Origin of the sequence: Micromonospora sp. NPDC002296, assembly GCF_040296145.1 — a bacterium.
Lineage (GTDB): Bacteria > Actinomycetota > Actinomycetes > Mycobacteriales > Micromonosporaceae > Micromonospora.
Window position 1 is genome coordinate 74581 of the sequence record NZ_JBEOWQ010000007.1, and the last position, 13232, is coordinate 87812.

Here is a 13232-nt window from a genome sequence, read left to right on the forward strand (position 1 = left end):
GCGCGTGCGCGATTCGCGGTCGGTGGGGTGCGCGACGCCGTGGCGGGCCGGATAGGGTCGTGGGTATGAGCCACCAGGTGCACGCCTTCGAGCCGCCGGAGCGGTTCGTCGCCGGGACGGTCGGGGCGCCCGGGGAGCGCACGTTCTTCCTGCAGGCGCGGGGCGGTGGTCGGCTGGTCAGCGTCGCGCTGGAGAAGGTCCAGATGTCGCTGCTCGCCGAGAAGCTGGAGGAGCTGCTGACCGAGGCGCAGCGGCGCTTCGGTGTGCAGTTGCCCGAGCCGACGGTCTCCGTGGGCGACAACGACCCGCTGGACACGCCGGTCGACGAGGAGTTCCGGGTCGGCACCCTCGGGCTGGCCTTCGACGTCGACACCGCCACGGTGGTGATCGAGGCGATCGCCACCGGTGAGGGTGAGGCCGAGGTCGAAACCGGCGGCGCCGAGGACGACGACGAGGACGCCGACGACGAGGAGCCGGACGAGACCCTCGACCGGCTGCGGGTCCGGTTGACCCCCGAGGCGACCCGTCAGTTCATCGAGCGGGCCCGCCGGGTGGTCAACGCCGGTCGCCCGCCCTGTCCGCTCTGCGGGCAGCCGCTGGACCCCGCCGGGCACCTGTGCCCGCGGCACAACGGTTATCGCCGGTGACGTCGTCCGAACTCCAACCTTGCCAGGACGGCGCGGCGACGCTGCGGTTGCTGCGCGACGGTGAGCTGACCATCGAAGGTCGGCTGGTCGACGCGTCGAACGCCACGCTGCTCGGCGCGCTCACCCTCGACGGGCTGAACGCCCGCTGCGTCTACAAGCCGGTGCGGGGCGAGCGACCGCTGTGGGACTTCCCCGACGGCACCCTCGCCGGGCGGGAGGTCTCGGCATACCTGGTCTCCCGGGCCAGCGGCTGGGACCTGGTGCCGCCGACGGTGCTGCGGGACGGCCCGTTCGGCCCGGGTTCCTGTCAGCTGTGGATCGACGAGCCGTCCGACGCCGAGCCGCTGGTCGGGTTCGTGCCCGCCGACACGGTGCCGCCGCGCTGGCTCCCGATCGCGGCGGCCCGGGACGACGACGGCACCCCGTACGCCCTGGCGCACGCCGACGACCCGCGCCTGGCCCGGCTGGCCGTGCTCGACGCGCTGATCAACAATGCCGACCGCAAGGGCGGTCACGTGCTGATCGGCCCGGACGACCGGATCTACGGCGTCGACCACGGGGTGAGCTTCCACGTCGAGGAGAAGCTGCGCACCGTGCTGTGGGGCTGGGCCGGTCGGGAGTTGCCGCCGGACGCGCTGGAGATGCTCGCCGACCTCTCCGGCCAGCTCTCCGGCGCGCTCGGCGAGGAACTCGGCGAGCACCTGACGATCCGCGAGGTCGAGGAGGTCGCCGCGCGGGTGGGTCGGCTGCGTGACACCGGCCGCTTTCCGCAGCCGCCGGAGGACTGGCCGGCGATGCCCTGGCCACCCATGTGACGGTGGGCCGGCAAGCCGTTCCGACGCGAGAGGTTGTCGTGTTGATCACCCGTGGGGCGGCTTCGGTGCGCCGGGTGGCTCGTTAGGCTGACGGGCATGGAGTCTTGGGTGGGGCATGAGGTGCCACGGCTGCCCGGCAGAGGTGGCCCGCTGAAGTTGTTCGACTCGGCGCGGCGTGGGGTCGAGCCCAGTCGGCCCGACGGCACCGCCACCATGTACGTCTGCGGCATCACCCCGTACGACGCCACCCATCTCGGCCACGCCGCCACCATGATCACCTTCGATCTGGTACAGCGCGTGTGGCGGGACTCCGGCCTGACGGTGCGGTACGTGCAGAACGTCACCGACATCGACGACCCGCTGCTGGAGCGGGCCGAGCGCGACGGCGAGGACTGGAAGGTCCTGGCGATGCGGGAGACCGCGCTGTTCCGGGAGGACATGGAGGCGCTGCGGATCATTCCGCCGGCGCACTACGTCGGCGCGGTGGAGTCGATCCCGGACATCGCCGACAAGGTCCTCGTGCTGCTCAAGGACGGTGCCGCGTACCGGCTCGACGACGGCACCGGCGACGTCTACTTCGACATCACCGCCGTCCCGGCGTTCGGCTACGAGTCGAACCTGTCCCGCGCCGAGATGCTGGAGATCTTCCCCGAGCGCGGTGGCGATCCGGGCCGGGCGGGCAAGCGGGACCCGCTGGACCCGCTGTTGTGGCGGGGGGCTCGCGAGGGCGAGCCGTCCTGGCCCGGCGGCGAACTCGGCCCGGGCCGGCCGGGTTGGCACATCGAGTGCGCGGTGATCGCCCTGAACCTGTTGGGCGAGACCATCGACGTGCAGGGCGGCGGGAACGACCTGATCTTCCCGCACCACGAGTGTTCCGCCGCGCACGCGGAGCGGCTGACCGGGCGGTCGCCGTTCGCCACCCACTACGTGCACGCCGGCATGATCGGCCTGAACGGCGAGAAGATGTCGAAGTCCAAGGGGAACCTGGTCTTCGTCTCCCGGCTGCGTTCCGACCGGGTGGACCCGGTGGCGGTCCGGCTCGGGCTGATGGTCGAGCACTACCGCGCCGACCGTACCTGGACCGACGACGTGCTCACCGCCGCCCACGAGCGCCTGGCCCGGTGGCGCCGGGCCGCCGCCGCCACCGCCGGCCCGTCCGGGGTCGAGCTGCTGGCCGCGGTACGTGACCGGCTCGCCGACGACCTCGACACCCCCGGCGCGATCGCGGTCGCCGACGCCTGGGCCGAGCGGACCCTCGCCGGTGAGGGCGCGGATCGGGCCGCCCCGCCCCTGTTCGCCGACACCCTCGACGCCCTCCTGGGCCTCCGCCTCTGACTGACCCGCCCCTCGAGGGATCAGCCCAGGACGAGACCGGGGTCCGGGTCGGGATCCGGCGTGGGGGCGGGGATCCGGTACTCCTCGGTGAGCGTGGTCATCGGTCCCGGCCAGGTGGCCTGGGCGACCTCGATGGGCTTGCGCCGGTCGTCGTAGGCGACGTGCAGCAGGTGCAGCACCGGGGTGTCGGGGCGGATCTGGAGCGTCTCCGACTCCTCCCGGCTGGGCTGGCGGGCGGTGATGGTGTCGGTGGCGGTGACGTACCGCCGGCCGGTGGCCTCCTCCGCCTCCTGGTAGAGGGGGCGGCCGAACGCCTCGCCCCGCTCAAGGGAGGTGCCGGCGGTGTCCGCCGGCAGGAACCAGGAGGCGCCCACCTCGACGGGGGAGTCCTCGGTGCGGACCAGGTGCCGGCGGCACAGCAGTTCGGTGCCGTCGGCGACGCCGAACGCGTCGGCCACCTCGGGCGGGGCGGGCGTCCGGCCGACCGAGACGAGCTGCTGGCGGTACCGGGCGGCCAGGTCGGTGTGGTAGCCGCGGAAGCCGCCGTAGCGGCCCCGGGCGAGGCGGTTGAGCCGGCGCCGGGTGCCCCGGACGTACGTACCGGAGCCGGGCTTGGTGATCAGGATGCCCTCGACCCGCAGCTGGTCGACGGCGCGCTGCACGGTCTGCTTGGCGACGCCGAACATCTCGGCGATGGCCGGGATGGACGGCAGCCGCTCGCCCGGGGCCCAGTCGCCGCGGCGCACCTGGGCCTTGAGCTGCGCGGCGATCTGCCGGTGCGGGAACTCGGCCGCGCCGGGGTTGATCTGCATGCCCGCCTCCTCGAAATGACAGCTAGGTTCCTAGGATGCCGTACGGGACGTGACCTCGCCACCCCGGACACGCGCGAGGGCCCCGGATCGTGGCGATCCGAGGCCCTCGACGTGCGGGTGGGGCGGCTACCAGGAGCCGGCGGTGGGGCCGGCCGAGCCGCCTCGCCGGCGCAGGTACTTCTCGAACTCCTGGGCGATCTCGTCACCGGTCAGCGGGGTTATGCCCGCGTCGCCGACGCGTTCCTCCAGCTCGCGGACGTACTCGCCGAGCTCGGCGTCCTGCTCGGCGGCGCCGCGCACCCGCTGCTCCCACTCGGCGGCCTCCTCGGCCAGGTCGGCCATCGGCACCGGCAGGTCGAGCACCTCCTCGACCCGGTGCAGCAGGGCCAGGGTGGCCTTCGGGCAGGGCGGGTTGTTGGCGTAGTGCGGCACGTGCACCCAGAACGAGACCGCGTCCACCTCGGCCCGGGTGCAGGCGTCCTGCAACACGCCGACGATCCCGGTCGGGCCGTCGTAGCGGGTGGGGGTGAGCTGGTAGCGCCGGGCGGCCTCCGCGTCCGAGGCGCTGCCGCTGATCGGCAGCGGCCGGGTGTACGGCACGTCGGCCAGCAGCGCGCCGAGCAGCACCACCCGTTCGACCTCAAGGCTGTGGCAGATCTCCAGCACCTGCTCGCAGAACGTGCGCCAGCGCATGCTCGGCTCGATGCCCCGGATCAGCACCACGTCCCGTTCGGTGCCCTCGGGGCTGGCCACCATGAACCGGGTGGTGGGCCACTCGACGCGACGGGTCTCGCCGTCGGCCATCGTGACCGTCGGCCGGCTGACCTGGAAGTCGTAGAAGTCCTCCGGGTCCAGTTCGGTGATCTGCCGCGACTCCCAGACCTGCTCCAGGTGCTCGACCGCGGCGGTCGACGCGTCGGCGGCGTCGTTCCAGCCCTCGAAGGCGGCGATGGCCACGGGGGACCGCAGTACCGGCAGTCCGTCGAACTCGGTCACGCCGTCACCTCACCCTGCTCGTCGGGGGCGGCCACGGGCGACGGCCCTGTCGCCCGCCCGCCGTGCACGGTGGCGTCCCTGTTGTCCTTCACGTCTGTCAGCCTACGTGTCGGCGCGGGATGCGGCCCGTCGGCCGCGCCGTTCCGGCCGCCGAGCGGCCGGCCCGCGTCCCGCCCGAGCCGAGCCGGGTCGGTACGAGGCGGGTGCTTCCCGTACCGCCGCCCAAAGTGATCCGGCCGACACAATGTGGGAGCGCGAGCGGGCGGCAACCCATATACGAGTCCTCGCATTACCCTGAGTCCGTGCGGACTTCGTTGCTGGATGTGCTGTCAGACCGGATCCTCGTCGCCGACGGCGCGATGGGGACGATGCTCCAAGCGGCCGACCTGACCCTGGACGACTTCGAGGGCCACGAGGGCTGCAACGAGATCCTCAACGTGACCCGCCCGGACGTGGTCCGGGGGGTGCACGAGGCCTACCTGGCTGCCGGGGCGGACTGCGTCGAGACGAACACCTTCGGCGCCAACCTGAGCAACCTGGGCGAGTACGACATCTCGCACCGGATCTGGGAGCTGGCCGAGGCCGGCGCGCGGATCGCCCGGGAGGCCGCCGACGCGTGGAGCACCCCGGACCGGCCCCGGTTCGTGCTCGGCTCGATCGGCCCGGGCACCAAGCTGCCCACCCTCGGGCACACCGCGTACGCGACGCTGCGCGACGCGTACCAGGAGAACGCGGCCGGGCTGATCGCGGGCGGCGCGGACGCACTGATCGTGGAGACCTGCCAGGACCTGCTCCAGGTTAAGGCGGTGGTGGTCGGGTCGCGTCGGGCGATGGCCGCGGCCGGGCGGACGGTGCCGCTGATCTGCCACGTCACGGTGGAGACCACCGGCACGATGCTGCTGGGCAGTGAGATCGGCGCGGCGCTGACCGCGCTGGAGCCGCTGGGCATCGACCTGATCGGGTTGAACTGCGCGACCGGGCCGGCGGAGATGAGTGAGCACCTGCGCTACCTGTCCCAGCACGCCCGGGTTCCGCTGTCGGTGATGCCGAACGCCGGGCTGCCGCAGCTCACCGCCGACGGGGCGGTCTACCCGCTGACCCCGGTGGAGCTGGCCGACGCGCTGGAGCGGTTCGTCGCCGAGTACGGTGTCTCGCTGATCGGCGGCTGCTGCGGAACGACCCCGGAGCACATCCGGGTGGTCGCCGAGCGGCTGCACGGCATGCGGCCGGGTCCGCGTCGACCGCAGGCCGACGCCGGCGTCTCCTCGATCTACCACCACGTGCCGTTCGCCCAGGACGCCAGCGTGCTGATGGTGGGGGAGCGGACCAACGCCAACGGGTCGAAGGCGTTCCGGGAGGCGATGCTCGCCGCCGACTGGCAGGCGTGCGTGGAGATCGCCCGCAGCCAGGCCCGGGACGGTTCGCACCTGCTCGACCTGTGCGTGGACTACGTGGGCCGCGACGGCACGGTGGACATGCGGGAGCTGGCCGGCCGGTTCGCGACCGCGTCCACGCTGCCGATCATGCTCGACTCGACGGAGCCGCAGGTGATCGAGGCCGGGCTGGAGATGCTCGGCGGCCGGTGCGTGGTCAACTCGGTCAACTTCGAGGACGGCGACGGGCCGGGCTCCCGATACGCCCGGGTGATGCCGATCATCGCCGAGCACGGCGCGGCGGTGGTGGCGCTGCTCATCGACGAGGAGGGGCAGGCCCGCACCGCCGAGTGGAAGGTGCGGGTCGCGGGGCGGCTGATCGAGGACCTGACCGGGCGGTGGGGGCTGCGCCGGGCCGACATCCTGATCGACGCGCTGACCTTCCCGATCGCCACCGGCCAGGAGGAGACCCGGCGCGACGGCATTGAGACCATCGAGGCGATCCGGGAGATCGCCCGCCGCTGGCCGGGGGTGAACTTCACCCTGGGCATCTCCAACGTGTCGTTCGGGCTGAACCCGGCGGCCCGGCAGGTGCTCAACTCCGTGTTCCTGAACGAGTGCGTGCAGGCCGGGTTGACCTCGGCGATCGTGCATGCCAGCAAGATCCTGCCGATGTCGAAGATCGCGGACGAGCAGCGCGAGATCGCGCTGGACCTGATCTACGACCGGCGCCGGGAGGGGCACGACCCGGTTCATCGCTTCATCGAGATCTTCGAGGGGGTGGACGCCTCCTCGGCACGGGCCACCCGGGCGGAGGAACTGGCGGCGCTGCCGCTGGAGGAGCGGCTCAAGCGGCGGATCATCGACGGCGAGCGCAACGGTCTGGAGGCCGACCTCGACACGGCGATGGCCGAGGGCCGGTCCCCGTTGTCGATCATCAACGACCTGTTGCTGGACGGGATGAAGGTGGTCGGCGAGCTGTTCGGCTCGGGCCAGATGCAGCTGCCGTTCGTGCTCCAGTCGGCCGAGGTGATGAAGACCGCGGTGGCGTACCTGGAGCCGCACATGGAGAAGGCCGACGACGGCGGCAAGGGCCGGATCGTGCTGGCCACGGTCAAGGGCGACGTGCACGACATCGGCAAGAACCTGGTCGACATCATCCTGTCCAACAACGGCTACGAGGTCGTCAACATCGGGATCAAGCAGCCGATCACCGCGATCCTCGACGCGGCGGAGCAACACCGGGCCGACGCGATCGGGATGTCCGGGCTGCTGGTGAAGAGCACGGTGATCATGAAGGAGAACCTGGCCGAGATGGCCACGCGCGGGGTCGCCGAGCGGTGGCCGGTGCTGCTCGGCGGTGCGGCGCTGACCCGGGCGTACGTGGAGGACGACCTGCAGGCGTTGTTCCCGGGCCAGGTGCACTACGCCCGGGACGCGTTCGAGGGATTGTCCCTGATGGACCGGGTGATGACGGCGAAACGGGGCGGGGCGCCGGTGGTGGACCCGGAGCGGGAGGCGACCCTGGCGGCGCGTCGGGCGCGTCGGGAGCGGCAGCGGGCGATGGTGACCGAGGCGCTGCCGGAGCTCGACGACGCGTCGGTGCGTTCCGACGTGGCGCGCGACGCGGAGGTGCCGACCCCGCCGTTCCTGGGTACCCGGGTGGTGAAGGGCCTGCCGCTGGCGGAGTACTCGGCGCTGCTGGACGAGCGGGCGACGTTCCTGGGGCAGTGGGGGCTGCGGGGCGCCCGGGGCGGCAAGGGCCCGTCGTACGAGGAACTGGTGGAGACCGAGGGCCGGCCCCGGCTGCGGTACTGGCTGGACCGGCTGACCGCCGACAAGGTCCTTGAGGCGGCGGTGGTGTACGGGTACTTCCCGGCGTACTCGGAGGGCAACGACCTGGTGGTGCTGGACGAGAACGGGCACACCGAGCGGGCCCGGTTCTCGTTCCCGAGGCAGCGTCAGGAGCGGCGGTTGTGCCTGGCTGACTTCTTCCGGCCCAAGGGCGACCAGCTCGACGTGGTGGCGTTGCAACTGGTGACCGTGGGACAGCCGGTCAGCGAGTACACGGCGAAGATGTTCGCCGGCAACGAGTACCGCGACTACCTGGAGGTGCACGGACTGTCGGTGCAGCTCACGGAGGCCCTGGCGGAGTACTGGCACCGGCGGATCCGGGCCGAGCTGACGCTGCCGGGCGGTCGTACGGTGGCCGACGCCGACCCGGCGGACCTGGCGGGCCTGCTGGGCAACGACTACCGGGGCTGCCGGTACGCGTTCGGCTACCCGGCCTGCCCGGACCTGGAGGACCGCGCGAAGATCGTGGACCTGCTGGGCGCGGAGCGGATCGGGGTGCAGCTCTCGGAGGAGTTCCAGCTGATGCCGGAGCAGGCGACCGACGCGATCGTGGTGCACCACCCGGAGGCGAACTACTTCAACGCCAAGTGACGCCGTCGCTCTTGTCGAGGTGCAGCCTCGTGACCGGAGACTCGCCCAAGGGTGGTGTGTCGATGCGGACCGTGAAGCGTGTGCGGACCAACGTGTCATCCGGGCCCTCGTCATCGATCTCGACGAGGGTGGGAGGCGTACCAGGGGTGCCACTGCCCGACACTGCCCACGTGTATCGGAGCTCAAGCGCACCCTCTTGGGGACAACTCCAGATGAGTTGACTTATTGAGGCACCGCCGGCAGCGTTGGCCCATGCGGTCCACCCGGTGCCGTCGCGTCGAAGGTAAACCCAAGCATGATCTCAGTTGCCCATTCGGTGATGGTGGCGGTGACGGTTGCGGGACTGCTGGTACTCGCCACCCTCATGGTGTATTCACGCGTCATCGTCGGCTGGGCGCTCGCGTTGGTCTACTCAGTAATCAATGCCGGTTGAGTCACCGTGAACGCAATGACCCTGCCCGTACACCGGGCAGTCGGGCGTCGACCTGACGAATGCCCCCTACCCAGTCGGGGACCTGCCCTTCGCTCCTATGGAGCTGCCCCGTCCACGCTCCCACTTCAACGACCGCACAAACGGGGCAGCTCCATAGGGGCCAACGCAGGGCAGGCCGACCCGGCAGGGCCGATGGTGTCGGCGGCGCGCATCCCCAGGGGCCTGCCAAGCCGGAGACCCTCACGACTGTTTCGGGGCCCTGCCGTCCGCGAGTACAGCCGAACCGGCCGGATCTGCGGCGTGGCGCCGCTCCACGGCAGGTATGCCTCCCGGTCCCCGGACCAACCAGGGACCGCACCCGCGACAACGCAACGACCCTGGGAACAGGGGGGCTCAGGCGGTCACCGGGCTGTGGAAGGATTTGCTGATGACGCGGCGGCGGTGCCGGGCAGGTTCGCCTCGCGGAGTGTCGGTGCTGACCGCGTCGGGGCGAGGGGAAGGCGGGGCGTGCCGGCGGGCTGGGTCTGGGACGAGTCGCTGTTCGAGGGTGCCGCCGTGCACTACGAGCGGGGGCGGCTGCCGTACGCGGAGGGTTTCGTGGCGGCGCTGGCGGAGGCCCTCGGCCTGGACGGGTCGGGTCGGTTGCTGGACGTGGGTTGCGGCCCCGGGACGGTGACGCTGCCGCTGGCCGGGTGGTTCGCGGAGACGGTGGGGATCGACCCGGACCCCGGGATGCTGGCGCGGGCGCGGCAGCGGACCGCCGCCGCGGGCGTGAACGACGTCCGGTGGGTGCGGGCGCGGGCGGAGGACCTGCCGGCCGGGCTGGGGGTCTTCCGGGTGGCGGTGTTCGGGCAGTCCTTCCACTGGACGGAGCAGGACCGGGTCGCGGCGACGGTGCGCCGGATGCTGCTGCCGGGCGGGGCGTTCGTGCACATCAGCGACGCCAAGGAGTCATTGTCGACGACCGGGCTGCCCTGTCCGGCGCCCCCGTACGCGGCAGTGGCCGAGCTGGTGCGCGGCTATCTGGGCCCGGTGCGGCGGGCCGGCCGGGGGTTCCTGCCGCACGGGACGCCGGGCGGCGAGGATGCGGTGCTGGCCGCGGCGGGTTTTGTCGGCCCGCGGCGGTTGCGGGTGCCGTCCGGGGCGGTGGTGCGGCGGTCGGTCGACGACGTGGTGGCGTGGGTGCACTCGCGGTCGGACGCGGTGCCGCATCTGTTCGGGCCGCGGCTTGCGGAGTTCGACGACGACCTGCGGGGCCTGCTCTCGGCGGCGGCCCGGGACGGGTGGTTCGCCGAGCGGGTGCCGGACACGGAGCTGGTGCTCTGGCGAATTCCCGATGTCGGCATCGTCGGGCGTGACTGAGGTGGCCCCCGGTTTCGTCGCGGTCGGACCCCTTCCCACCTGCGGGGGCGTGCCGTAGTTCAGGTGGGCGATGATCACGATTTCTGGCAGGGTTGGCGCCATGCCCGCCCTCCTGCGTTCCCGTGTCACCGACTGGACCGTCGTCGTTCCGCTGCTCGCCGTCGTGGTCCTGGCCCTGACCTGGGGCAGGGAGTTACCCCCGGTGGTCGTGGTGATCGTGGCGGTGTTCCTGGCCGGGGCGGTGCTGGCGGCCGTGCACCACGCGGAGGTGGTCGCCCACCGGGTGGGTGAACCCTTCGGTTCGCTGGTGCTCGCCGTCGCGGTCACGGTCATCGAGGTGGCCCTCATCGTCACCCTGATGATCAGCGGTGGCGACAAGACGCAGGCGCTGGCCCGGGACACCGTCTTCGCCGCTGTCATGATCACCTGCAACGGCATACTCGGCCTGTCCCTGCTGCTCGGTGCGCTGCGCCGCCGGGTGGCGGTGTTCAACCCCGAGGGCACCGGTGGGGCGCTGGCCACCGTGGCCACCCTGGCGACCCTGAGCCTGGTGGTGCCGACCTTCACCACGAGCCGGCCCGGCCCGGAGTTCTCCCCGGCCCAGCTCACCTTCGCCGCCGTGGCCTCGCTGGCCCTGTACGGGCTGTTCGTGCTGGTGCAGACCGGCCGGCACCGCGACTACTTCCTGCCGGTGTCCGCCGACGGGTCCGTGGTCGACGCCGACGGGGACGGGCACGCCGATCCGCCGCCGCCCCGGGCCGCCCTGGTCAGCCTCGCCCTGTTGCTGGTGGCGCTGATCGCCGTGGTGGGTCTGGCGAAGATGGTGTCGCCGGCCATCGAGGCCGGGGTGTCCGCCGCCAACCTGCCGCAGGCGTTCGTCGGCGTGGTCATCGCACTGCTGGTGCTGGCGCCGGAGACCCTGGCCGCGGCCCGCGCCGCCCGCCGCGATCGGGTGCAGATCAGCCTCAATCTGGCCCTCGGCTCGGCCATGGCCAGCATCGGCCTGACCATCCCGGCGATCGCCATCGCCTCGATCTGGCTCGACGGGCCGCTGATGCTCGGGCTGGGCGGCACCCAGTTGGCTCTGCTGGCGTTGACCGTCGTCACCGGTGTGCTGACCGTGGTGCCGGGCCGGGCCACCTTGCTCCAGGGTGGCGTGCACCTGGTCCTGCTGGCCGCGTTCGTCTTCCTCGCCGCCAGCCCCTGACGCGGCCGGGCGCGGCTGCCCGATCCCGCCGGCCGCGCCCCGGACCGCGTGTCGCCCCGCCCGCGCGACGACGGCGAGCCCGGGCGGGGTGGCGACGACGCGAGCCGATCGGAGGGTCACCGGGGGCCCTCACCGGCGGCATGATCGAAGTGGGACCGGGGTACTGCACCGGCGAGGGCGAACCGGGGAGGCGCTGTGACAGCACGCGCGGGACGTCGGCCGCGAGGGCCGCTGGCAGGTCTGTTGGTCGCGCTGGTGCTGGCCGGCGGCTGCGTGGTCGGCGGGGTGGACGAGGGTGCGCCGCAGCAGCCCGGCCCGGAGCGGCCCCGACAGTCCGCGGCACCGGGTGCGGAGCGCACCCGCGCCGACGGCACCACCAGCGTCGCCGAGTTCAAGGAGGACCTCGCCGCCGCGGTGGACAAGGCCGAGGTGTACTGGACCGCACAGTTCCGGGAGTCCGGCCGGCGGTTCGAGCCGATCCGGCGGGTGGTGGCGTACCAGCGGGAGGGCGAGGTGTCCTGCGGCGGGCAGGCGCTGCCGCGCAACAACGCCGTGTACTGCTCGGCGGGCGACTTCATCGCCTACGACGTCAACTGGTCGGTCTCGGCGTTCCGGCAGGTCGGCGACGCGTTCCTGTACTACCTGCTCGGCCACGAGTACGCCCACGGCGTGCAGGTACGCCTGGGCATCCGCTACGAATTCACCATCCAGCAGGAGTTGCAGGCCGACTGCATGGCCGGGGCGTACGTCGGCGGCTCGATCCGGGCTGAGCAGCTGACGCTGGAGGAGGGCGACCTGGAGGAGTTCCGGGAGGGGCTGCTCGCCGTCGGCGACGACCCCGACCAGCCATGGTTCGCCGAGGGCGCGCACGGCACCGCCGAGCAGCGCACCGACTCCTTCTTCCGCGGGTACGAGTCCGGCCTGTCGGCCTGCAAACTGGGCTGACTGCCCCCCGGAAGGGTCGCCGAGGTCACCCCCGAGCGGGTCCGGCGTCGCAGGGCCGGGCCGGCTGAGAGGATCGCGTGAAACGTGCGACCACTGGAGGACCCGCTGAGCAGCCACCATCCCGCCGCCGTGCTCTTCGACATGGACGGCACCCTGGTCGACAGTGAGAAGCTGTGGGACGTCGCGCTGCGTGAGCTGGCGGCCGAGTACGGGGGCGTCCTGTCCGCCGCCGCCCGCAGATCGATGGTCGGCACCAACATGGCCGACTCGATGCGCATCCTGCACGAGGACCTCGGTCAGCCGCACCGCGACCCGCTGGTCAGCGGGGCGTGGATCGACGTGCGGATCCTGGAGCTGTTCCGCACCGGGCTGCGCTGGCGGCCCGGCGCGCTGGCGCTGCTGGGCGCGGTCCGCGCGGCGGGCGTTCCGACCGCCCTGGTCACCTCCAGCACCCGGCCCTTGGTGGAGGTGGCGCTGGACACCCTGGGGCGGGACAGCTTCGACGTGGTGGTCTGCGGCGACGAGGTGGATGCGACCAAGCCGCACCCGGAGCCGTACCTGACCGCCGCCCGGCTGCTCGGCGTGCCGATCGCCCGGTGTGTGGCGATCGAGGACTCCCCGACCGGGGTGGCCAGCGCCCTGGCCGCCGGCGCGGCGGTGCTGGCCGTGCCGGCGGAGGTGCCGATCGCGCCGGCCGACGGCGTACACCAGTTGGAAAGCCTGACCGGGGCGGACCTGGAGCTGCTGGCCGCCCTGCTCGGCGAACCGCCGGCCTGACCTGCCGGCCGGGGTCAGGACCGGGGCCGGGGGTCAAGGGGGCGGCGAGGACCGGTGGGCCGGCCCCGCCGACGGCGAGGTGCCC

Annotated in this window: 10 protein-coding genes and 1 pseudogene; 9 read left to right on the forward strand and 2 right to left on the reverse strand. The window is 72.5% G+C overall.

Features of this window, described 5'->3' with window-relative positions; translation table 11 throughout:
- The first annotated feature begins 65 nt into the window (after positions 1–65).
- The 3 genes from ABT023_RS08445 to mshC all read left to right on the forward strand — a co-directional run bounded on the left by ABT023_RS08445 (position 66) and on the right by mshC (position 2797).
- Positions 66–647: a DUF3090 domain-containing protein gene (locus ABT023_RS08445; RefSeq protein WP_350883101.1), complete on the forward strand. Its 582-nt coding sequence runs from the start codon at positions 66–68 to the stop codon at positions 645–647.
- A complete protein-coding gene (locus ABT023_RS08450; RefSeq protein ID WP_350883103.1) occupies positions 644–1462 on the forward strand; it encodes an SCO1664 family protein in 819 nt (272 codons plus the stop codon). Before ABT023_RS08445 ends, ABT023_RS08450 begins: the two co-directional genes overlap by 4 nt.
- A gap of 96 nt (positions 1463–1558) precedes the next feature.
- Complete coding sequence (gene mshC / locus ABT023_RS08455; protein ID WP_350883105.1) at positions 1559–2797, forward strand: cysteine--1-D-myo-inosityl 2-amino-2-deoxy-alpha-D-glucopyranoside ligase; 1239 nt, start codon at positions 1559–1561, stop codon at positions 2795–2797.
- A 20-nt stretch (positions 2798–2817) separates the two neighbouring features.
- Here mshC and ABT023_RS08460 read toward each other — a convergent pair whose 3' ends face one another.
- Both ABT023_RS08460 and ABT023_RS08465 read right to left on the reverse strand, forming a co-directional pair.
- Positions 2818–3609 carry a GntR family transcriptional regulator gene (locus ABT023_RS08460; protein ID WP_350883107.1) on the reverse strand — a complete coding sequence of 264 codons (792 nt, stop codon included), beginning with the start codon at positions 3607–3609 and terminating at the stop codon, positions 2818–2820.
- Positions 3610–3735: 126 nt separating this feature from the next.
- Complete coding sequence (locus ABT023_RS08465) at positions 3736–4605, reverse strand: PAC2 family protein (RefSeq protein WP_350883109.1); 870 nt, start codon at positions 4603–4605, stop codon at positions 3736–3738.
- Positions 4606–4907: 302 nt separating this feature from the next.
- Here ABT023_RS08465 and metH point away from each other — a divergent pair, with 302 nt between their 5' ends.
- The 6 genes and pseudogenes from metH to ABT023_RS08495 all read left to right on the forward strand — a co-directional run bounded on the left by metH (position 4908) and on the right by ABT023_RS08495 (position 13147).
- Positions 4908–8423 carry a methionine synthase gene (metH, locus tag ABT023_RS08470; RefSeq protein ID WP_350883111.1) on the forward strand — a complete coding sequence of 1172 codons (3516 nt, stop codon included), beginning with the start codon at positions 4908–4910 and terminating at the stop codon, positions 8421–8423.
- A 295-nt stretch (positions 8424–8718) separates the two neighbouring features.
- Positions 8719–8856, forward strand: coding sequence for a hypothetical protein (locus ABT023_RS08475; protein ID WP_350883113.1), 138 nt, complete (start codon positions 8719–8721; stop codon positions 8854–8856).
- 507 nt (positions 8857–9363) lie between these two features.
- Positions 9364–10218, forward strand: coding sequence for a class I SAM-dependent methyltransferase (locus ABT023_RS08480; RefSeq protein WP_350883115.1), 855 nt, complete (start codon positions 9364–9366; stop codon positions 10216–10218).
- A 100-nt stretch (positions 10219–10318) separates the two neighbouring features.
- Positions 10319–11425, forward strand: coding sequence for a calcium:cation antiporter (locus tag ABT023_RS08485; protein WP_350883117.1), 1107 nt, complete (start codon positions 10319–10321; stop codon positions 11423–11425).
- 189 nt (positions 11426–11614) lie between these two features.
- Positions 11615–12370, forward strand: a pseudogene (locus tag ABT023_RS08490) (neutral zinc metallopeptidase); the annotation flags it as partial.
- A 129-nt stretch (positions 12371–12499) separates the two neighbouring features.
- Positions 12500–13147: an HAD family hydrolase gene (locus ABT023_RS08495; protein WP_350883338.1), complete on the forward strand. Its 648-nt coding sequence runs from the start codon at positions 12500–12502 to the stop codon at positions 13145–13147.
- The last annotated feature ends 85 nt before the right edge of the window (positions 13148–13232 follow it).

What these genes read in the sequence shown, in the direction of transcription:
- ABT023_RS08445 (WP_350883101.1), top strand. Translation starts at nt 66, where the DNA reads ATGAGCCACCAGGTGCACGCCTTCGAGCCGCCGGAGCGGTTCGTCGCC.
- ABT023_RS08485 (WP_350883117.1), top strand. Translation starts at nt 10,319, where the DNA reads ATGCCCGCCCTCCTGCGTTCCCGTGTCACCGACTGGACCGTCGTCGTT.
- ABT023_RS08475 (WP_350883113.1), top strand. Translation starts at nt 8,719, where the DNA reads ATGATCTCAGTTGCCCATTCGGTGATGGTGGCGGTGACGGTTGCGGGA.
- mshC (WP_350883105.1), top strand. Translation starts at nt 1,559, where the DNA reads ATGGAGTCTTGGGTGGGGCATGAGGTGCCACGGCTGCCCGGCAGAGGT.
- ABT023_RS08460 (WP_350883107.1), bottom strand. Translation starts at nt 3,609, where the DNA reads ATGCAGATCAACCCCGGCGCGGCCGAGTTCCCGCACCGGCAGATCGCC.